General features: G+C 43.8%; 12 protein-coding genes. 8 read left to right on the top strand and 4 right to left on the bottom strand.

The genetic code is table 11. From position 1 onward, the window contains the following. The 3 genes from FM107_RS07905 to FM107_RS07895 all read left to right on the top strand — a co-directional run bounded on the left by FM107_RS07905 (nucleotide 1) and on the right by FM107_RS07895 (nucleotide 3566). Entirely contained in the window at nucleotides 1–1275 is a 1275-nt protein-coding gene (locus FM107_RS07905; RefSeq protein WP_086947941.1) for a metallophosphoesterase, read from the top strand. 91 nt (nucleotides 1276–1366) lie between these two features. Continuing rightward, nucleotides 1367–2407 (top strand): UDP-glucose--hexose-1-phosphate uridylyltransferase, encoded by a 1041-nt coding sequence (locus FM107_RS07900; protein ID WP_086947940.1) that lies wholly within the window; start codon nucleotides 1367–1369, stop codon nucleotides 2405–2407. Nucleotides 2408–2411: 4 nt separating this feature from the next. Beyond that, nucleotides 2412–3566, top strand: coding sequence for a galactokinase (locus tag FM107_RS07895; protein WP_086947939.1), 1155 nt, complete (start codon nucleotides 2412–2414; stop codon nucleotides 3564–3566). A 144-nt stretch (nucleotides 3567–3710) separates the two neighbouring features. On the opposite strand, the gene FM107_RS07890 is transcribed toward FM107_RS07895, so the two are convergent. The 4 genes from FM107_RS07890 to FM107_RS07875 all read right to left on the bottom strand — a co-directional run bounded on the left by FM107_RS07890 (nucleotide 3711) and on the right by FM107_RS07875 (nucleotide 12826). Then, a complete protein-coding gene (locus tag FM107_RS07890; RefSeq protein ID WP_086947938.1) occupies nucleotides 3711–4883 on the bottom strand; it encodes a PLP-dependent aspartate aminotransferase family protein in 1173 nt (390 codons plus the stop codon). Between the two features lie 72 nt (nucleotides 4884–4955). After that, the gene (gene mfd / locus FM107_RS07885) at nucleotides 4956–8291 is read right to left on the bottom strand and encodes a transcription-repair coupling factor (RefSeq protein ID WP_086947937.1); all 3336 of its coding nucleotides are present in this window, start codon (nucleotides 8289–8291) and stop codon (nucleotides 4956–4958) included. Between the two features lie 131 nt (nucleotides 8292–8422). Continuing rightward, nucleotides 8423–8854, bottom strand: coding sequence for a nuclear transport factor 2 family protein (locus FM107_RS07880; RefSeq protein ID WP_086947936.1), 432 nt, complete (start codon nucleotides 8852–8854; stop codon nucleotides 8423–8425). Between the two features lie 324 nt (nucleotides 8855–9178). Next, complete coding sequence (locus FM107_RS07875; protein ID WP_179204427.1) at nucleotides 9179–12826, bottom strand: hybrid sensor histidine kinase/response regulator transcription factor; 3648 nt, start codon at nucleotides 12824–12826, stop codon at nucleotides 9179–9181. Nucleotides 12827–13084: 258 nt separating this feature from the next. Between FM107_RS07875 and FM107_RS07870 the strand changes: the two genes are divergently transcribed. From FM107_RS07870 to FM107_RS07850, 5 genes are all read left to right on the top strand, one after another. Then, nucleotides 13085–14149, top strand: a complete 1065-nt coding sequence (locus FM107_RS07870; protein WP_086947934.1) for a GntR family transcriptional regulator — start codon at nucleotides 13085–13087, stop codon at nucleotides 14147–14149. Nucleotides 14150–14254: 105 nt separating this feature from the next. Next, entirely contained in the window at nucleotides 14255–17125 is a 2871-nt protein-coding gene (locus FM107_RS07865) for a glycoside hydrolase family 2 TIM barrel-domain containing protein (protein ID WP_086947933.1), read from the top strand. A 611-nt stretch (nucleotides 17126–17736) separates the two neighbouring features. Then, entirely contained in the window at nucleotides 17737–19062 is a 1326-nt protein-coding gene (locus FM107_RS07860; RefSeq protein WP_086947932.1) for a glycoside hydrolase family 28 protein, read from the top strand. 33 nt (nucleotides 19063–19095) lie between these two features. Then, entirely contained in the window at nucleotides 19096–21936 is a 2841-nt protein-coding gene (locus FM107_RS19955) for a hypothetical protein (protein WP_179204426.1), read from the top strand. Further along, complete coding sequence (locus FM107_RS07850) at nucleotides 21933–22697, top strand: rhamnogalacturonan acetylesterase (protein WP_086947931.1); 765 nt, start codon at nucleotides 21933–21935, stop codon at nucleotides 22695–22697. Before FM107_RS19955 ends, FM107_RS07850 begins: the two co-directional genes overlap by 4 nt. Nucleotides 22698–22699: the final 2 nt, after the last annotated feature.

Here is a 22699-nt window from a genome sequence, read left to right as displayed (position 1 = left end):
ATGTTAATTTTTAATGCGATACTACTTCTTATTTTTGATATCTACATCTTTTTTGCCTTACGGGCAACGAAAATTAAGGTCGTAAAAAAGAAATGGTTTTCGATTTTATGGTGGGGGTATTCAATCGGATTATTGTTGGGGGTATTCATTTCGGCTAAATTTAATATTCCGTTGATGTACCGCTCGATAATCCTTGTGGCTTTCTTCATGACTGCGGTCAGTAAATTTTTGTTCATCGTTATATTATTAGTGGATGATTTGCGACGGGGTGGGGTTTGGGTTACGCGACTTTTCTCACCGCGCAGAAACGAGACAATATCCGAACGCGTCGAAGAATTAAGTGAGCCTCTTCCAGAAAAATCACAGAATGGTATTACGCGTTCCGAATTTCTGACAAAATCCGGAATAGTTATCGCTTCTTTACCGATATTTCCGCTTTCATGGGGAATGATCTCTGGAGGGTACGATTATAAAGTGCGACGGCAGAAGCTATATTTACCGAATCTGCCCGCGGCATTTCATGGGATGCGTATTGGACAGATATCCGATGTGCATTCTGGTTCTTTTTACAACAAAAAGGCGGTTCTTGGTGGCGTGGAGATGCTTTTGAATGAAAAGGCTGATACAATCTTTTTTACAGGTGATTTAGTAAACAACGTAGCCTCTGAGATGCGTGATTACCAAGATATTTTTTCAAAAGTAAAGGCCGATCTTGGCGTTTACTCGGTGTTGGGGAATCACGACTATGGCGATTACTATTATGGACGTGAAGATTCGTCAGCCAAGCGTAAGAATTTAGTGGATGTTAAACAGACGCACAAAGCTATGGGCTGGGACTTACTGCTAGATGAAAATCGTGACCTGATTGTTGATGGCCAGAAAATATCCATTGTTGGAGTCGAGAATTGGGGAACGGGGAGATTTCCAAAAAAAGGAGACCTGAACCGAGCGCTTAGGGGGACTGAAGAGTCTCCAGTTAAATTATTGCTATCCCATGATCCGTCGCATTGGCGCGCACAAGTGCTCGATACAGATGTCGATGTGATGTTCGCTGGACATACACATGGCATGCAGTTCGGCGTGCGTGGAGAACATTTTCAATGGAGTCCTGCAAAGTACGTATATAATGAATGGGCTGGTCTATATCAAGAGAAAGCGCAACAACTATACGTCAATGTTGGGTACGGCTTTCTAGGCTACCCTGGACGAGTGGGTATTTTGCCCGAAATAACAATTTTCGAACTCATTAAAGGTGAAAGGCCCATAACGGGTTAATTGAAGCTGCACGGTAAAGTATAAGCCTATAAATTTTATAGGCTTTTTTTGTTTTTAACTTTTAAAAAATGGATATTTAAAAAAATATTACATGTTAGATTTCTCAGAACAACCCCATAAACGAAAGAATCTGTTGACCGGTGAATATATATTAGTTTCACCCCACCGCAGCAAGAGACCTTGGCAAGGACAGCTTGAGGATTTAGCACCGGATGATCGACCTTCTTATGATTCGAAATGTTATTTGTGTCCAGGTAATATGCGTGCCGACGGTACTCAAAACCCTGATTATAAAGATAGTTTTGTATTCGTGAATGACTTTTCTGCTTTATTGAAAGATACACCCGAAGAAAACTACGATGAAGGTGGTCTTTTGGTTGCGGAATCCGAAAGAGGAATATGTAAAGTAATCTCATTTTCTCCGCGCCATGATCTCACCTTACCACAAATGAGTTCCAATGAAATAAAAGCGGTGGTAGATCTTTGGCAAAAGGAATTTGAAGAACTCGCTAGTAAAGACTGGATTAAATATATTCAGATTTTCGAAAACAAAGGCGCAATCATGGGGTGTAGCAATCCGCACCCCCATGGTCAAATCTGGGCACAGAGTTCTATTCCGGTCGAAATTGAAAAGGAAACCAAGCAGCAACAGGAATATTTTGATAAGTACGGCCGAAGCCTCCTTTCGGATTACCTTAGTTTGGAGCTGAAAAAGAAAGAGCGGATCATCGTTGACAATGAGTATTTTGTAGCGCTTATCCCATTTTGGGCTGCGTGGCCCTATGAGACAATGATCATCAGTAAGCGCGCGGTGCAAAATATTGGTGAATTTTCAAAGGCGGAGAAAAAAGATCTAGCGCGCACGATCCAGGAACTGACCGTGCGTTACGATAATATTTTTGAGACTTCATTCCCATATTCTGCTGGAATGCACCAAGCTCCAGTGAATTCCGGTGATAGCCCAGCATGGCATTGGCATATGCACTTTTACCCGCCACTTTTACGGTCAGCGACTGTGAAGAAGTTTATGGTGGGTTACGAAATGCTAGCCACACCACAACGTGATATAACGCCAGAACAGGCAGCTAACACGTTACGAGAACAATCGACCATACATTACAAACAGAAATAAAAAAATGATCGCTAAGCAACAGATAGAAGAACGATTTACAACATTATTTCACACGAACCCCGCACATATTGTTCGATCCCCCGGACGGATAAATATTATAGGCGAACATACGGATTATAATGAAGGCTTTGTTCTGCCAACAGCAATTGATAAAGCTATTTATGTAGCGGTTTCAAAGCGGGAAGATAATCTTATAGAACTATATGCGGAAGATTTTCAGGCGTCGTTTGAAGTTGCCCTAGATGCTATTCAACCGGTAGAGCAAGGCTGGCCGAACTATATCTTGGGTGTGGTTAATCAGCTTGTGGAAAGAAGGCTGCCCGTTGGAGGGTTTAATCTATATGTCAACGGTGATGTTCCTTTGGGGGCGGGCTTGTCATCTTCCGCCGCTTTAGAATGTGCGACTGGATTCGCGTTAAATGTATTATTTGACCTCCAGATTGAACGCATGGAACTCGCAAAGATTGGTCAACTAGCAGAACATACATTTGCAGGTGTGAACTGCGGTATCATGGACCAATTTGCATCGGTGATGAGCAAAGCAAATCACGTTATTAAACTCGACTGTAGGGATCTTTCGTTTGACTACAAGCCACTTGAGCTGGGCGAATATGCCATATTGTTGTTAAACACCAATGTGAAACACTCTCTTGCTTCTAGCGCATACAATGATCGGAGAGCATCGTGCGAGAAGGGCGTTGCAATTGTGAAGGAGCATCATCCACAGGTAAACAGTCTTCGCGACGTTTCTGTCGAGATGCTTGATGAATTTGTCAAACCTGTCGATCAAGACATGTATATCAAGTGCCGGTTTGTTGTTCAAGAGAACGAGCGTCTAAATGCGGCATGTAATGCGTTAGAAGCTGGCGATCTGGAAACCTTAGGTCAAGAAATGTTTAAGGCGCATATGGGGCTAAGTCAAGAGTATGAAGTTAGTTGTGATGAGCTGGATTTTCTGGTTGAATATGTAAAACAGTTCCCAGAGGTACTCGGTGCACGGATGATGGGCGGAGGCTTCGGCGGTTGTACCATCAATCTGGTGAAAACGTCCTTCGTGGACCTGCTTATCGAACGTATAACACCTGTTTATAAAAATAAGTTTGAGCTTGATCTCACAGCTATTAACGTTGTCCCTTCGGATGGAACTTCCCTCATGTAAAAGTAAAGATTTTCGTATTTCGTAAAGAAAAGCTCCTGTGCAGGAGTTTTTCTTATACGATTAAAAGGAACTTCAAAAATCCGCTTCAGCGGTTACCACATCGGCCGTGCCAGCAAGAGGTGACCTTTAACTAATGCTCTGTGCTTAAATTTTTGCAAGTGCTTGGCTGAAGTCTGCGATTAGATCCTCGATATGCTCAATTCCGACAGAGAGACGTAAAGTGCCATCTGTGATACCTGATTTTTTCTTTTGTTCTTCGTTACTGGAACTCCACATGCTTGCTGGATGCGCAATTAATGACTCAACGCCACCTAAACTTACCGCATTGGCAAAGACTTCAAGGCTATTGAGGATTGTTTGTGCCTTGCCAAACGCATCATTCCCTTCAATTTCGATGACTAGCATTCCCGTATATCCTTTCATCTGCTTTTTAGCTAGTTGGTGTTGTGGATGACTTTCAAGACCCGTATAACCGACCTTACTAATTTGGGGTTGCTTTTCTAACCACTGGGCAAGGGCAAGGGCATTTTCATTTATCTGACGTACGCGTAAGGCCAATGTCTTTAATCCACGCAATAATAACCAGGAGTCAAATGGACTTAACGATGCGCCTAAGAGTAACGAACGTTTCCATACTTTAGCAATCATCTCCTTACTCCCGCAAACAGCGCCAGCGGTAAGGTCACTATGCCCACCGAGATATTTGGTTGCACTATGGACCACAACGTCTATTCCATATTCGGCTGGTACTTGATTTATCGGAGAGGCAAATGTATTGTCAATCATCGTGAGGATTCCTTTATCCTTGCCTAATTTGCCTATATATTCGAGGTCAGTTATCTCTAAGTTCGGATTGGAAGGGGTCTCAATATAAATTAGTTTGGTGTTCCCTTTGACAGCGCTTGCAAACGCCTCGTTATCGATTTGATCCACTAGCGTGACTTCGACGCCGTAATCGCTAAGGAAATCCAGAAGGAAAGTACGCGAAGCAGCGTAATGAGTGTGCTGAGCGATTATGTGGTCGCCCGATTTTACGGCTGCCAGAATCGCTGTACTTATTGCGGCCATTCCAGTAGCGAGGATCAGCGCATCTTCCGTTTTTTCAAGACTGGCAATGACGGCCGCTGCTTGGCTACTAGTTGGGTTACCGTGACGGTGATAGAATTCTGGAAATTTTACGGTCGAGGTTGAATGCGCAAATTCGGCGATATCCTCGCTGACAAAATAAGTTGAAGTTTGGTATATGGGGCTAACAACGGACTTCGTGGTGTTATGTTCTTCACCTTCGTGAATCAATTTTGTTTCAAGTTTTGCCATAATTTGTTTCTGTTTACTAAAGGTAAATAAAAAAAACTACTGATTTAATAGATATTATGTCTGTGTTTCTGATTAAACCATCTCCTGAAGCAGTGTTAAGGCATAGCGTATGCTGCTCACATTACTTAAGGCCAATCGTAGCTGACCTTTCACTTCTTTTAAATTCGAAATTGTCGGATGCTTTTGTACAAATGCTAATACATTGCCAAATTGATCTGACTCGAAGTAGCTTGATTTCGCATTATTAATGAAATAACCCCGAAGCATATTTTTCTTGTAGGAAATCTTCTCAAAACCAATCTGTTTGCCATACCATTGTAATCGAAGCGTACTAAATAACTCATAGACGGGGGGCGGTATAGGACCGAAACGGTCCTGGAGTTCCTTTTCAAAACTCACTAATTGCTCTTCGTTTTCCAGCTTAGCAATTTCATTGTATAAATTATATCGTTCCCCAATATTTGTAACGTACTCATCGGGAATCATTACTTCTAAATCTGTGTCAATTTGGGTAAAGGTGACATATTTACGGTTTGAGTCCTCAGTAAACAGCGTACTAAATTCATCGTCTTTAAGCTCTTGTACAGCTTCGTCGAGAATTTTATTATACATTTCGAAACCAATTTCTGCAATAAAACCGGATTGTTCGGCGCCCAAAAGATTTCCTGATCCGCGAATATCAAGATCGCGCATTGCTACATTAAATCCGGATCCCAGTTCGGAGAACTCCTCAAGAGCTGACAGCCTTTTGTACGCCTCGTTTGTTAAAGTAGATAGTGGAGGACTCAAAAGGTAACAAAACGCTTTCTTGTTAGAGCGACCCACTCGGCCACGCATCTGATGTAAGTCACTCAAGCCAAACATATGCGCATGATTGATAATTATCGTGTTGGCATTTGGAATATCGAGTCCTGCCTCGATGATTGTGGTTGCGACAAGAACATCGAATTCATGGTTGATGAATTTTAACATCACATCTTCGAGCTCGTCACCTTCTAGTTGCCCGTGCGCTATTCCGACACGTGCACTCGGGACAAGTTTTGCAATCATACCTCCGAGTTGCTTCAAGTCTGCTACCCTGTTGTGAATGAGAAATACTTGACCACCACGCTCGAGTTCGAAGGATACGGCTTCTTGTATTAATGTCTCATTGAATACGTGAAGCTCAGTTTGTACAGGCTGCCTGTTGGGTGGGGGGGTAGAGATTATGCTCAAATCACGAGCACCCATTAATGAAAAATGTAACGTACGGGGGATAGGTGTCGCTGTTAGCGTTAATGAATCGACATTAGCGCGCATTACTTTTAGCTTCTCTTTGACCGATACACCGAATTTCTGTTCTTCGTCGATAATCATTAATCCCAGATCTTTAAACTTAACATCCTTACTCACCAGACGGTGGGTACCGATAATGATATCTACCTTCCCTTCTTCTAGTTTTTTTAATGTCTCTTTTATCTGCTTGGAGGATTTAAAACGATTGATATAATCAATATTGGCGGGCAGTCCTTTCAGACGTTCACTGAACGTACGAAAGTGTTGCAGTGCTAAAATCGTTGTCGGCACCAAGACTGCGACCTGTTTGCTGTCTGCTACTGCTTTGAATGCCGCGCGGATAGCGACTTCTGTTTTCCCAAAACCAACGTCACCACATACTAATCGGTCCATTGGATGAGGCGACTCCATATCGCGTTTAACGTCATTGGTGGCTTTTTCTTGATCCGGCGTATCTTCATAGATGAAGGAGGCTTCGAGTTCATTTTGAAGATAGCTGTCGGGACTAAAAGCATTTCCGGTTTGGGCTTTACGTTGAGCGTATAGCTTAATCAAATCGCGCGCAATATCCTTGACTTTCTTTTTGGTGGTACGTTTGAGCTTTTCCCAGGTGTCGGTGCCTAATTTATTCATTTTAGGTATTGCGCCTTCTTTACCCGAGTATTTAGAAATGCGGTTTAACGAGTTGATATTAACGTAAAGTAAATCGCTATCGGCATACACCAGTCGAATCATCTCCTGGGTTTTTCCATTTACTTCAACTTTCTCCAGACCGGCATATTTTCCCACCCCGTGGTCTATATGGGTGATATAATCTCCTGGTTTTAGTTCGCGGAGATCTTTGAGGGTAATAGCCTGCGAACGTTCATAACCTTTTTTACGTTTATATTTATAATAACGGTCGAATATTTGGTGATCGGTATAACATGCATATTTTAAAGAGTCGTCACGAAAGCCCTCACGTAGTGCATGGTGAATCGGTGTGAAGGTAACGGACTTATCGATGTCATCCAAAATACTGTATATCCGCTCAATCTGCTTTGGAGAGTCGGAGAATATGAAATTGTGGATGCCTCGACTAATGTTTTCATTAAAATTATGAATAAGTAGATTGAAATCTTTATTGAATGATGGTTGGGGGTGTGTGTCGAAGCTGAAGTCGGCATCTGCTTTGTAGAAAAATTGTTTACCGAACTCGACATTTGGAAAATCGAACATAATTTCACTGAGCATTCGCTCGGCAGTGAAGGTTAAGCGTGGATCCACCCATTCGGCATTGGCCTTGATTTCTTTTTCATCTAATGCATTCCAAACTGTGGAGGCCTGTTTGTAACCATCTTTGATCACATCAAGCGTAAATTGTACGTCTTTATGCCATATAATGGAGTCTTTATCTGTATATTCTAGTAGTGATATGTGGTTGTTGCTCAGAAATTTAGCTTGTACATTGGGGATAATGGTCACCGTATGCATTTTGTTAACGGAGAGTTGTGTTTCAATGTCGAAGGTGCGTATACTTTCGATTTCATCACCAAAAAACTCAACGCGATAAGGGAGGTCATTGGAAAAGGAGAAAATATCCACAATGCCGCCACGGATAGCAAACTGCCCCGGGCGATAAACAAAATCGACACGTTCGAAGTCATATTCATAAAGAAATTCATTTATGAACTCGATACTGAGCTTCGTGTCTTGCGTAATAGGTAGTGTATTTTTCTCGAGATCGCCGCGGTTTATTACCTTTTCTGCAATTGCCTCTGGATACGTTACGACCATTTTAGGTAGATCCGATGTACGGTTTAGCGCATTGAGCGTTTCTGCACGCTGCAATACGTGGGTGGAATCAATTTGCGTAAATTCAAAAGCCTTACGGTAGGAGGCAGGAAAAAATAAAATTTGTTTATCCAGGATACTTTCGAGGTCGCTCAGAAAGTAAGAAGCTTGTTCGTGTGTTGGAAAAATAAATATAAAAGGACGCTCAAGCATGGTATATGCAGCTGCTGCAACCATTGCATCGCTCGAACCAATTAAGCCTTTAAGATGAATTTTAGGATTTTTGCGTTGAAGAGCTTGAGCCAAAGCGTTTACTTGTTCACTTTGCGTGTATTGTTCGAGAATTTCTTTTATACCCACGATTAACCAGTCTTTTTTGCGAATTTAAGAAAATTATCGATGGTAGGCTTATCTCCTTCCAGAAAAAACGTTTCAAAATGAATGGAAAAAGCCTGCCCATTGGCAGGCTTAATGAATTATTGCGGGTGAATTTAGGTTTCCGGGTAGGTAGATACTACTTTAGTTATTTTCCACCCATTCTCCTGGCGACATAATGTGATGTAGTCTACGCGCGAGAAATTAGCGAAATTCATTGTGACTTTCGCGACGCATGCTTGTTCGGTTTCATCTAAAATTTCATAGCTGTTAGTACTGTTAAGCTGTAAGTTTTTCATGTTGCTTAAGTACTTTAAATATTCTGACTTGCTGTATGTTTTTTGTGCGGCGGAGTTTGTAAACTGGAAGTCTTTGCTAAACAAGAAGTTATTGAATTTGGTGTTTCCCATTGTGGACGCTTCGAGGTAAGTTTGGACGATTTGTAGCGTCTTGAAATTTTTTAATGGGTTTACAATTGTAATTGCCTTAGTTTGGGCTGCGGCAATCATGATTACTGCAGCGATAATGAATGTGATCTTTCTTTTCATGGTAGTATTGCTTAAATTTTTCTGTTAATTGATACATCAAAACTACAGCACGAATGGATATTGGGGAATAGCAAATAGATCAGTGCAGTTTTTTTTTCGGTGAAGGGGAATAATGTTTCGGTGAAATATATCGATACGAAAATACAGTCGGTAAAAATCCTTGGAGTGCTGGGGTTTCTTACAAAGTGCTAATATATAGTGGTGTGTGATGAAGTTTTGTGTGCGATAATGGCGGAAAATGCTATTTCCGTATACGCGACGGTGTGCGCATGCGACCGAGCGATGATTGCATGCTAGCTGCATGCCGCGTTTATTGCCTATGAATTAACTGAAATGTGTGGTTCCTTTATGCTGCTGGCGGGCGAATGTGGTAGGAGACACGCCGAATTTTAGTTTAAAACTCTTTCTAAAATACTCTGGATCATTGAAGCCTACCATATAAGCGATTTCGCTTACGGTTAGTTTTTGCTCGCGCAGGAGTTGGGCAGCGCGGCCGAAACGTACCTCTTTGATAAAGTCACTCATGGAATAGCCTGTTAAAGCTTTCATCTTTCGGTAGAGTTGGGCGCGACTTAAGCCGATTGAATCGCATATTTTGTCAATCTTTAGATCGGAGTCTGCGAGGTGATTTTCTACATAATGCATCACTTTTTTTAGCAGTATTTCGTCAGCAGACTGCACCTCTTGTTTGCTCGGGTGTAGTGCGATTTGCTGTTTGAATCTCTCTTGCATACGTAACCGGAGTGCGAGCTGGTTACGGACCTTAAGGGCGAGAATGGGGAGATGGAACGGTTTGACGACATAATCATCGGCACCGGTTTGGAGTCCTTCAATCTCATATTCAACTAGCGTGCGTGCGGTTAATAGGATCACCGGAATATGACACAAGAATATATTGTTTTTGATGTGCCGTACGAAGTTGATCCCGTCTAACTTGGGCATCATTACATCGCTAATGACAAGATCGGGCAAATGTTTACGTGCGAGCTCTATTCCTTGCAGACCATCCGGTGCTTGGATAACTGTGTACTCCTTTTTGAAAAAGTTTGTCAGATACTCCCGCATCTCTTGATTGTCTTCTACGAGTAGCAACGTGCTTGTACGAGCCTGCGATAGCGCGACTGAGGATGCTGTAATAGGTAGATATGCAGTCTCTTGGGATGTTGCGTCGTCAGATGGTTTTCCTGGCAGTGTTGCATTTCCTACTATCGGTGTTAGGGCGGTGAAAATCGTTAGGTTACGACCTTTTGTGCCACGCCGACTTTGGACGGTAAGGGACCCGCCATGCATTTCCATTAAGGATTGACTGTAGGTTAGCCCTAGACCCGATCCGCCAGGGACGGGCGTTTTACCTTGTAAAAATGGTTTGAAAATCAAATTGAGATCTTCGCTATCGATCCCAATACCATTATCGATCACGTCCAACTGGATTTGAGACTGCCGTGCTCTGATGCGTAGTTTTATTATTCCGTCCTGGGTATATTTAAATGCGTTTGAGAGTAGGTTGTATAAAACTTTCTCGAGTTTGTCCGCATCAGCAAAGATGAACAACGTAGGCGGTCTGACAGCGAGTTTAAGACGGATGTTTTTTCGCTTTGCTTCCTGATCAAAGGAGTTTAATACTTTCCTAGCCAGGGCAGTAAGATCGAAGTGTTCACCGTGGAACGTCTCTTTTCCATTCTCAAAACGACGTATATCTAATAACTGGTTTACCGTTTTTAATAATCTAGTACCGTTTTTCTCCATGGTTAGGAGCTGTTCTTGGGCTTCGGGAATTTTCTGATACCAATCCTTGAGTTGCTGGATAGGAGAAAGGATTAAGGAAAGCGGCGTTTTAATTTCGTGGGATATATTGGTGAAGAACTGTACTTTACTGTCGTGAAGTTGTTTTTCTTTCGCATGAAGTAACGCCTCGTAATTTAGTCGTGACTTCAGCCTAGTGTAGCGCTTGATATAGTAATAGAAAGCATACAGCATCGCAATGCCTATCAATGAATATAATGCATAAGCTGGACCACTCGCCCAGATAGCCGGAGCGACCTGGATTTGTAGTTCCGCCGGTTGACGTGTCCAAATTCCATCGCTATTACTCGCACGAACTTTAAATGTATAGGCTCCCGGGGCTAAATTCGAATAGCTCGCTACCCGTTTTGTCGCCCCGGTATATATCCAATCTTGATCAAAACCTTCCAACATATAGGCGTATTTGTTTCCTCCGGGATTTGCAAAATGTAGCCCTGCAAACTCGATGCTTATCGCTTTGTCGCGGTGGTTAAGGCTAAGCTCCTTCTGCAGGTACAAGGGTTCGTGCAGTACTACGCGGCCGTTAACCTGTTGATTTACTTCGACCGACTCGTTTAAAATCCTTAATTCGGTGAATACAATTTTTGGCGGTCTGGTGTTCGTTTTGATACTGTCTGGAGAAAAATGAGTAACCCCTTGGTTTCCTCCGAAATACAATCTATTCTCACCCGCTGATTTAAAAAGGGATCCCTCAATGAATTCACTGTTCAACAGCCCGTCTTGTTTAGTGAAAGTACGTATAGAGAAGTCCTTTTTATCGACCCTGGAAATGCCCTGCTTGTGGCTCACCCAAATATAGCCCTGCTCATCTTCGAGAATGCCGGCAATGGTACCTTTTGGCCATTGGCTCGATACACGGGAGAGGTGTTTTATCGTTTCGGTGTTAGGCTGGTAAAGGTCTAATCCATTTCCCGTACCGATCCAAATACGGTGTTCGGTGTCCTCAAGTATGCTATAGATACGGTTGTCGCTTAGTGGTCCGGTACCGTCGGGCTGATGTTGAAAGCGGTTTAGTGTTTTAAGTTTGCCTGCCCCTTGTTCGCCCAGTACAACAATTCCGCCGCCTTCGGTGCCAACCCAGAATTGTTTTTTGCTATCCTGGATTACGGTCCAGACATGCGTATTGGACAGAGGAGTGTCTGTTGAAAGGAGTTGAAGCTGGCCGCTCTGACGGGTATATTTATACAGTCCGTTCCAGGTACCAAACCAGAGGTTTGTGTCTTCATCCTCCATGATGCTGAATACCGCGGTGTTGAAGATCGATGGATCATCAATGCGGTGTATGCTATTGTCTGCAGGGTCGTAATAGTCGACGCCCGTTTGACTGCCGATCCAAATTAAGCCGTCAGAGTCGCTAAATACTTTTTTTATGTAGTTGTTCTGTATGGAATGGATGTCATTAGGGTTATGTTGAAATTGATGATAGGTCCCGTCCGAAGTAATTAGGTTGAGTCCTTTGCTTCTCGTTCCCAACCACAAGTTTCCCAACTTGTCTTTTGTAAGGGAACGTATGGTATTCTCGATCAGGGTGTTGTTTCTTCCAGGATGACGATATATGTTGTGAAAAGGGGTAGCATCTAGGTAGCTGCGGTTGATGCCATTTCCGTAGGTCCCTAACCACAGCACATGCTCATCGTCGAGAAAAATATCACTAATATAGCCGTCATTGAGCCCCCACGGTTCGCTCGCCGTGGCATGATAAAATTTTTCTTGACCTGTGGGTAAAAAGGTTTCCACGACCGAGGTGGTTGCCTCATCTAGGTGCCACCGGGTTTGATTGTAAGAAAAATTGATGCTGAGCTTATGTGAGCGTCGGTTGATATTCGTTTTGAAATCGATCGGTAAAGTCTGTAGTGCGATCCGGTCGAAATCATCCGTTGTGTAATTGTACCGGCAGATGAAGTCTTCATCGAAAGTAGATATCCATAGATCACCCTTTTGGTCGAGTAGGATGTTGTGTATTCTATTATTTACGATACTTTTTGGGTTTTGATTGTCGTATCGGTATATCCGTAAGTTATAGCCGTCATATCGGCATAGCCCGGACCAAGTTCCAAACCACATGAACCCATATTTGTCTTTAGCGATGCCGTGAATTGTACTGTGAGGGAGTCCGTTGCCGGCGGTGATATGGTCGAATTTTAACTGTAAAAATTGTCCATATGCCATGTTAGGTAGACCCCAAATGCTGACAAGCATAAAGGTGTATAGGACCAAATTTAGGGATCTATTTATAAAAGGTATCACGACAAGTTAAATTGTATGGGCTAAAAATACGAAAAAGTATATAGAATATCATGAGCGCGTTACGTAGCGCTAGAAACCTCTTGGATGAATCAATATTATGGGGATTTTGAGTCAATTTTACGGGGTAACGACATGTAATCTCCGTTAGCTTTGATTAACTGATATATAAATCCAATTCCTATGGAAACTTTAATACTCCCGTCGAGCCCGCGAAGCGTCGTCAACGCGGACTTAATACGCTCAATTCGAATAAATGATTTTTCTGCGACGCCTAAATATATACAACTGGCTGAAGCAATTATCGAGGCGATAAAAAGTAAAATCGTTGTCGTTGGCGACCCACTACCCTCCATAAATGACTTAAGTTATCAGCTACAGATCGCCAGAGATACGGTTGAGAAAGGGTACAGAAAATTACGTAACGAAGAAATCATTGCTTCCTCACCGGGTAAAGGTTATTTTGTGGCAAGCGAACGAACTTTTACGCTACGTATTGCGGTATTTTTAAATAAACTAAGTGCCCATAAAAAAATTGTATACGATGCCCTCGCCGAAGAGCTCGGTGCGCAGGCGTCTATCGATTTATTTGTGTACAACAGTGATATCAATTACTTGCGCACCTTGATTCAAGGGCTTTCGCGCAATTATGATAACTATGTTGTCTTTCCGTATTTCAAGGACGGCCGTGATAAAGCGGTCGAGGTACTGCAGCTGATACCGCAGGGCAAACTGCTGCTATTAGGTCATGCCGTGGAGGGGCTCAACGGTTCCGTTTCCGGGGTGTATGAAAACTGTGAAAAGGATATCTATGAAGCCCTTTCGAGTATACGGGTTCCGCTTTCAAAATATGGCCGGATGAAATTGGTATTCCCGGACCATAGCGATTACCCAAGAGCCATCATTAAAGGGTTTTACAAGTTTTGTCAAGACTATGCTTTTGAACACTCATTAGTGGACTCGCTTAGAAGCGAACATATCAAAGAGGGCACCTGTTATTTAAATCTCGTAGAAGACGATCTTGTTTATTTGCTCGATAAAGTGAGTGCCAAGGGGCTCGAAGTTGGACGTCAAGTAGGGGTGATATCCTATAATGAGACACCTTTGAAAAAGTTTATTCTCAACGGGATCACTACCGTGTCGACGGATTTCAAGTTGATGGGTGAGTTTGCTGCCGCCGCTATTTCGGATAATCTCAAAATAAAGCTTGAGGTTCCATTTTACACTATATTACGCCCATCGGTTTAGTCTTTTTGCATACCGGGGAGCAATTGCCTGCAGGATACCTCAGGATGCCAGATTGATTATTCCTGCATAGTTTCGTGGCTATATCCGCAAAAATTATTGATTATCATGTTTAGTTTAGCTCGCCATATTTTAACTTGTATTTTTATCCTTGTAACCCTAGTCGATTTGCGCGCGCAATCACAAAAGCTAGTGCACTACCTTTCCGGGAAGGATAATGAACATACCGTTGCGTGGGATTTTTGGGTTACTGGGGGGCGGCAATCCGGAAAGTGGGCTAAGATCCAAGTGCCCAGCCATTGGGAGCAGCAGGGTTTTGGTTCGTACAACTATGGACGGGATTATGTCACCTATGGCAAGAACTTTCGTTTTCATGACGAAAAAGGGATATACCGTCACACTTTCCAGGTGCCTGCGCAGTGGAGAGGGAAAAAGATTACCATCGTATTTGAGGGCTCGATGACCGACACGGAAGTGAAAATAAATGGGCAACTCGCAGGCAGTATTCACCAGGGGTCTTTCTATAGATTTGAATACGATATTTCTGAGGTCGTTAATTATGGCAAAGAGAATCAATTGGAAGTTACGGTTTCAAAAATGTCGTCGGATCGGTCGGTGAACAATGCAGAAAGACTAGCAGATTATTGGATTCTTGGTGGAATTTTTCGCCCGGTTTACCTGCAGATCACCCCGAAAGAGCACATTACTTGGAGTTCGATCGATGCAAAAGCCGATGGGGCGTTTGCCAGTCAAGTGTATTTAGAAAATATTTCACAGGCCACAGCGCTTCAAGTTGCTATTAAAGATAATAATGGTAGGGTGGTAGGCACAAATCGAGTCCCTGTATCTTCGGCTGACAGCGTTAAATTAATCAATCTTACTATTCAGGGAATAAAGCAATGGACAGCCGAGTCGCCAAATCTTTATCATGCGGAGTTTACCCTGCTTGATGGGGATACTCCGTTATATTTAACTCGTGAACGATTTGGGTTTCGAACGATAGAAGTCAGGCAAGGCGACGGGATCTATGTGAATGGCGTGAAGGTAAAGATGAAAGGTGTCAATCGTCATGTTTGGTGGCCCGAAACCGGTCGGTCGGTTAACGCGAAGGTGGACTTACAGGATGTGGAACTCATTAAGCAGATGAATATGAATGCAGTTCGTTGTTCCCATTATCCGCCAGATAAATCGTTCTTAGCATATTGTGATTCCTTGGGGCTTTATGTGCTGGACGAGCTCGCTGGCTGGCAGAAAGCATATAGTACGCCTGTAGGGAAAAAACTCGTTCGCGAGATGGTGATCCGCGATGCGAATCATCCGTCGATTATCTTTTGGAGCAACGGTAATGAAGGAGGGCATAATATGGAGCTGGTAGACGAGTATGCAAAATATGATTTTTCCAACAGGACAGTCATTCATGCGCATCATCGGCCCGGTCATGCTATTCACGGAATTGACGGGAATCATTATGAAGACTACGCCTCGACCCAAAAGATTTTACAAGGTCCTAATATTTATATGCCTACGGAGTTTCTTCATGCCCAAGATGACGGCGGCGCGGCTGCAGGACTCGCCGACATGTGGGAGTTACATTGGAATGCGAAGCTGGGAGCGGGTGGTTTTATCTGGGACTTTGCGGACGAGGGCATTGTACGGACTGATTTTAATAATGTTATCGATGTAAATAAGGTTAACGCACCCGACGGCATACTAGGCCCGCACCGCGAAAAAGAAGGGAGTTTCTACGCGATCCGCGAAATATATGCGCCTATCCATATCACGATGAAAAAAATCCCGACGGATTTCAAAGGCGATATTTTATTGGAAAATAGATATCATTTTACGGATCTATCCGCATGCCACTTTAGTTACAAGCTTGTGGAATTTCAGGCTCCTTTTTCGGATGCGGCGGGCATCGCAAAGGAAAAGTCATTTTCTGTAGACGCTCCCTCTATTGCCCCGTTAAGGAAGGGGACTCTTTCCTTGGACCTACCGGCAGACTGGCGGAACTTTCATGCTATTGTGCTAACTGCGAATGACACATACGGAAAAGAGATCTACACATGGACTTGGCGTATCGCGAATAACCAAGAGATTATCACACATATGTTACCTGATCAGCCAGCTGGAGACGTTGATCTTCGATTAGACAGCGCTAGTGGGAACTACGAGCTTAAAGCAGGTGGAATCACTGCTTTTATTGCCAAAAACACGGGGTTTCTTGTGGATTTAGCTAACGATTACAGCATGAAACTTGCTTTCAATAATGGCCCGGTGTTAATTGACGGTTCTTCAACATTGAAATCTGCCAGCGTGTTTGAAGAAAATGGCGTGAAAGGAATTTTATTTTCCTACCAAGGCGATCTTTCTTATGTGCGCTGGAGTATGCGGTCAGATGGTTGGTTGAAGCTAGATTACAAATATCGGATGCTTGGTGAACTCCCTTATGCTGGGGTGAGTTTCGATTTTCCGGAAAATTATATTATCTCGGCAAAATGGTTGGGAAATGGTCCTTACCGCGTATGGAAAAATAGACTGCAGGGTGTTACGCTGAATACATGGCAAAATATGTATAATGATTCAAAAGCTGGAATTGGACCCTGGGTATTTCCGGAATTTAAAGGTTATTTTTCTGACGTCAGCTGGGTGCAGTTCAACACCACGCAAGGGAAGTTCGTGGTTGCAACTGCGCAAGAAGACATGTTCTTGCGCTTATTTGATTTTTATGGCATTTCCGGTCCGAAGAATTATCCGGAGCTTCCACAGGGCAATATCTCCTTTCTTGATGCTATCCCAGCAATAGGTACCAAGCTAGCGATGGGGATCAATAGTCGACCACAAGTAAATGGGCCTGCCGGAGCAATGAGTAAAATGGAAGGCCCCATTTCGCGAACCTTGTATTTTTATTTCGGCACTCCTAAAAATCAGCAAGCACCGGTGCAATTCGTGATGCCCGAGGAGAATATACTTACCGACTAGTTTATTTGCGGCAAGGGAATGATTTAACAGTTTAGTTAGTTTATGTAAGGATAGGATGGCGCCACTCGGTTAGTCATCCTTCCTGTTTGTAAACCCAGGGGTGGCGCGCAGCGATAAGGTCTATTCGTTTTTTTTTCGCACGCTCAGTGTGCTGCAAGCGAGAGACGCGGAAGTATCAAAACCGAGTAATACTAACATAAACAGCTGCTATTTCGCTAGTCGAGCAACAGCATTTTTACAGTCTAAATGCGGGTGATAAAATCAGGGTTTATCGTCGCCTGCGTGCCGTTTCTAAGGTTAACGGTTTTTTATAACAGGACACTACAGGTTGCCCTTGATTGTATTTGTTGATAGATTAGGACAATAATAACATCGTATGGGACATCGGTTTGTGGCCGATTTGCTTAGACGCCCGGACGAGTAGCTTTTGCTATCACGCGGCACGGTCAGTCGTGTTGGGGGAAGCGCTGATTTTAATGTGGTTTCAAGTTAATCGCCAGGGCAAACATAGGTGTCACACGTTAGTTTATTTAGTTAAAAGAATGCTGAAAGAACAATACTAACCACGAGTAGTTCGAAGAATCTACTGTTTAAAGAGTAATAGAATATCCATGAAAAATAAAACTGTATTATCGTTTATCTTTTTAGTTTTGATGACCATGAGCGCACTTGCGCAGGGTCGTTTTCCCGACGGAACACCTATTTCAGATTGGTTTACTAAAGTCCAGGAAACACGAATTGAAACGTTAGGTAAAGCCTACCGCATTACTGACTACGGTGTGCTACACGATAGCACAAGTTTGCAGACCGAGAAGATACAGGCTGTAATTGATAAAGCTTACGAGAATGGTGGCGGCGTGGTCGTAATTCCTATGGGTACGTACCTGAGTGGTTCGTTATTTTTTAAACCGAATACCCATCTGCATTTGGAAGAAGGTGCCGTTTTAAAGGGGAGTGATGATATCAGCAATTTCGCCTTGCTAGAAACCCGCATGGAGGGCCAAACAGTTAAATATTTCTCGGCGTTAGTGAATGCCGATAACGTTGATGGCTTTACCGTATCGGGCTCTGGTGCGCTCGACGGTAACGGCTTACGATACTGGAAAGCATTTTGGTTACGCCGCAGCTTCAACCCGGATTGTACGAATATGGATGAGATGCGTCCGCGGATATTATATGTATCTAATTCGAAGGATGTGCAGATCTCCGGTATAAAGATGAGAAACTCACCGTTTTGGACCTCACATTATTACCGTTGCGAGAACTTGAAGCTTCTCGATCTCCACATTTCCGCACCAGAGAAACCGGTAAAAGCACCGAGCTCCGATGCTATCGATCTGGATGTATGTCATAATGTTCTTATCAAGAACTGCTACCTTTCGGTTAATGATGATGCTATCGCCCTCAAGGGCGGAAAGGGCCCACATGCTGATAAAGATCCGAACAATGGTGCCAACTACAATATAATTATCGAAAACTCTGTTTTTGGATTTTGTCATAGCGCCCTAACGTGTGGTAGTGAATCTATTCATAGTTACAATATTATTTTTAGGAATAACACCTTGAATAAGGCTAAAAAATTATTACAGCTTAAGATGCGTCCGGACACGCCTCAACTATACGAATTTATCGTATTAGAGAATGTGAAAGGAAATGTGGGAAGTATGCTTTTTGTAAAGCCGTGGACTCAATTTTTTGATTTAAAAGGAGAAGAGGGCATCAAGAAATCTTTCGCGAAAAATATTACGCTCTCAAATATCGAGTTGGATGTCAATATTTTGTTCGATGTGGTTAATTCAAACCAATACGAGCTTTCTAATTTCGTGTTTGAGAAAATGAACATTCAAGCCAATAAGCCGGAAATTCACCAAGACTATATTAAAAACTTTACAATAAACGATGTAACGGTGAATAATAACGCTCTCAAGTCGAATTAATACTTGTAGCCTCTCTAACCTAACTTTAAAAAGATGTATAAACATCCTATTCATACTTCAAGGGTAACGCAAGGGAAAATACTTATCCTTACGCTTGCGCTGCTACTATTAGGCGGCGCTGTACGCGCGCAGCGCTACATGGAATACCTTGATCGAGGGATGGTAGGGGTAAAAACCAGTAACTCGTCTTCATTTATTAGTTGGCGTTTGCTAGCTTCCGATGAATTTGATACTCCGTTCCACCTTTACCGCCAATATGCGGGCGAATTAAAGGTCCGTTTAACTCAAGGGCCGCTAGTGACGAGTACTTGCTTTGAAGATAAGGATTTAGACCCCGGCAAAAGTGCGACCTATATCCTAACGCGGGTGGTTGGCGAGCAGGAGGTGACCGAATGTCAAATCCTCATCAAGCCGCAGGCTCCCGTTCAGCCTTATTTTGAAATCCCCATGAACACGCCGGAAGGCTATTCGCCAGGTGATATGTCCGTGGGAGATCTCGACGGGGATGGTAGCTACGAGCTTATCGTTCACCAGACGGGTAATGCCCACGATAATTCACATGTTGGGTTAACTGATAACGCGATTTTTCAAGCATATCGGCTCGACGGTACGATGCTATGGGAAATTGACTTAGGCGTAAATATTCGTGAAGGTGCACACTATACCCAGTTTATGGTTTATGACCTTGATAGCGATGGAAAAGCCGAATTTGTATGCAAGACGAGTGATGGAACACGTGACGGACAAGGGCGGGTAATCGGTGAGGCAGCAGCCGATTACCGAGTGCTTGATAGCAGCTCCCGACATTATGGACATATTCTGGAAGGTCCGGAGTATCTAACTGTATTTGACGGATTGACAGGTGGTGCGGTATCCTCTGTCGATTATTTACCTCAGCGTGGTGCGTTGAGTTCCTGGGGCGATAACAACGCGAATCGTAGTGAACGCTACCTTGCAGGTATCGCGTATTTAGACGGTATTCACCCGAGCCTAGTCATGACAAGGGGGTATTATGAGCGAACTTCGTTAGCGGCGTGGGATTACAAAGATAAAAAATTGGTTTCGCGCTGGGTGTTTGATACCAAGTCCGGTGAACATCCCTACGCGGGGCAGGGCTTCCACAGCCTAGCAGTCGCCGATGTGGATAGCGATGGTAAAGATGAAATTATTTTTGGCGCTATGTGTATCGACGATGATGGCACAGGTTTATATTCCACCGGATTAGGTCATGGCGATGCCCTTCACGTTTCGGATCTCGATCCGGATCGGGCTGGACTTGAAGTTTTTGGAATCCATGAGTTAAAAGGAGGGAAAAAAGGTGTCGGTGCCTCCTTAACAGATGCTAAAACAGGGGACATGCTCTTTCAGGGCGCTATCGATCAAGATGTTGCGCGCGGGGTGGCGGCTAATATAGACCCTAACCATCGCGGAGCTTATATGTGGTGGCTTGGATCAAAGCTCTATGACATGCAGGGGGAGATCGTAGGAGCGGCTCCTAGGCAAGCTAATTTTTTAATTTGGTGGGACGGCGATTTGAGTCGGGAGCTGCTTGATCATCAGTCGATCTCAAAATTTAAACAGGGCGTTATCTTCCAAGCCGAGGGCGCGACATCGAATAACGGTACCAAACGAACGCCAGCGCTCAGCGCCGATATCCTTGGCGATTGGCGGGAGGAGCTTATCCTCCGGCAAGCAGACAATCGGGCGATCAGAATATACACCACGAGTATCCCGACAAAGCATCGTTTATATACGCTGATGCATGACCCTGTATATCGTCTGGGGGTCGCGTGGCAAAACGTCGCGTACAACCAACCTCCTCATACAGGTTACTACCTTGGTACAGGGATGGACGAGCCTAAAATAAATGAAAATATTCGCATTGTTGATGCACGGAAGAATAGCGCCGTTCAGAGCCCCAAACCGCTCTACCGAGATCCCGTATACGACGGGGCTGCCGACCCTGTAGTCGTTTGGAACAAAGCGTTAAAGAGATGGTTTATGTTCTATACTAACCGGCGCGCAAATAAGGATGGTTTAACGGGTGTAGCGTGGGCCCATGGCACGGCAATAGGTATTGCCACCTCGCCCGATGGCGTGAGCTGGACCTACTTAGATACCGCTAAATTTGATGGACCTGATAAGATGGAGACCCTGTGGGCGCCTGAGGTGATAGAGCATGATGGAGTCTACCATATGTATTTAACGATCGTGCCGGGTGTGTTTGATGATTGGAATCACCCGCGGCACATCGCGCATTTCAGTAGTAACGATTTGCTGAGTTGGAATTACGAATCAACCCTAGCGCTTGCAAATAACAAAGTTATTGATGCGGCAGTAAAGGCGCTACCCGGAGGGGGATGGCGCATGTGGTACAATAATGAGAAAGATGGCAAATCGGTGTATTATGCCGATAGCGACGATTTATATCACTGGCACGATAAAGGTAAAGCGCTGCAAACAAGAGGCGAAGGGCCGAAAGTTTTCGCTTGGAAAGATTTCTATTGGATGGTTGTTGATACCTGGAAAGGACTCGCTATCTATAGATCGCAAGACATGAACGATTGGACGCGGCAGACGGAACTTATATTGTCGGATCCAGGTACGGGGCGAGATGATCAGGTGATTGGTGGACATGCGGACGTGCTCGTGGTGGGCGAACAGGCCTATATATATTATTTCACACATCCTGGTCGCAGAGCAGACAATAAGGATAAAGATTCATACGAGCAGCGGCGTAGCAGCATACAGATTGCGGCGCTTTCATTCGATAATGGAGTTATTAGATGCGACAGAAACCAAACGGTACCAGCATTTTCCAGAACCGACGTGCAGAAACATACTGCCCGATACACAACTACAGTTTTTCCATGACAAGAAGGAACTTGACCGTATTGCTTATTACAGGCTTTTTATTGTCGTTCACGATGCAGCATCGGCCCACAGTTTACCTGATTGGAGACTCTACTGTTCGTAACGATAATAAAGTAAATTGGGGATGGGGCAGTCTGCTTGCAAATTTTTTGGATACCACGCGGATTCAAGTGGACAACCAGGCGATGGCCGGACGCAGTACACGGACATTTCGAACGGAGGGGCGATGGGATCGGTTATTAGCCGTTATGAAGCCAGGCGATTATCTGTTGATTCAGTTTGGGCATAACGAAGGCAGTCCGCCTGATACCAGCCGCCAGGGATACCGTGGGGTACTAAAAGGAATTGGAAAGGATTCGTTGGTGCTCGACTGGGGAGACAATAAAAAGGAAACGGTGTATAGCTACGGCGAAAATCTACGACGATTCGTGCTACAGGCTAAAGCGTTCGGTGTGCAGCCGATCATTTTATCGATGATTCCTCGAAATCAGTGGGATGATTCGGGGACGGTAAAACGGGCAGATAAGGATTATGCACTTTGGGCCAGGCAAATCGCCGAGGAGCAACAAATTCCTTTTATTGACCTTAATGAAATTACTGCTAGGCGTTACGAGGAACTGGGACAACAGAAGGTGAAGGAATATTTTCCGCAGGATCATACCCACACTAATTATCAAGGCGCATTGCTAAATGCCAGATCGGTGATACAAGGCTTATTAGTAAGTGGGCACACATTAGTGAATTATATTCGGACAAATTAAAT

The organism is Sphingobacterium sp. JB170, assembly GCF_900163865.1.
GTDB lineage: Bacteria > Bacteroidota > Bacteroidia > Sphingobacteriales > Sphingobacteriaceae > Sphingobacterium.
This window is presented reverse-complemented; position numbering and strand designations above follow the sequence as displayed.

Coding starts and splice junctions, on each gene's coding strand:
- FM107_RS07905 (WP_086947941.1), top strand. CDS start 1: ATGTTAATTTTTAATGCGATACTACTTCTTATTTTTGATATCTACATC.
- FM107_RS07900 (WP_086947940.1), top strand. CDS start 1,367: ATGTTAGATTTCTCAGAACAACCCCATAAACGAAAGAATCTGTTGACC.
- FM107_RS07895 (WP_086947939.1), top strand. CDS start 2,412: ATGATCGCTAAGCAACAGATAGAAGAACGATTTACAACATTATTTCAC.
- FM107_RS07890 (WP_086947938.1), bottom strand. CDS start 4,883: ATGGCAAAACTTGAAACAAAATTGATTCACGAAGGTGAAGAACATAAC.
- FM107_RS07880 (WP_086947936.1), bottom strand. CDS start 8,854: ATGAAAAGAAAGATCACATTCATTATCGCTGCAGTAATCATGATTGCC.
- FM107_RS07875 (WP_179204427.1), bottom strand. CDS start 12,826: ATGGCATATGGACAATTTTTACAGTTAAAATTCGACCATATCACCGCC.
- FM107_RS07870 (WP_086947934.1), top strand. CDS start 13,085: ATGGAAACTTTAATACTCCCGTCGAGCCCGCGAAGCGTCGTCAACGCG.
- FM107_RS07865 (WP_086947933.1), top strand. CDS start 14,255: ATGTTTAGTTTAGCTCGCCATATTTTAACTTGTATTTTTATCCTTGTA.
- FM107_RS07860 (WP_086947932.1), top strand. CDS start 17,737: ATGAAAAATAAAACTGTATTATCGTTTATCTTTTTAGTTTTGATGACC.
- FM107_RS19955 (WP_179204426.1), top strand. CDS start 19,096: ATGTATAAACATCCTATTCATACTTCAAGGGTAACGCAAGGGAAAATA.
- FM107_RS07850 (WP_086947931.1), top strand. CDS start 21,933: ATGACAAGAAGGAACTTGACCGTATTGCTTATTACAGGCTTTTTATTG.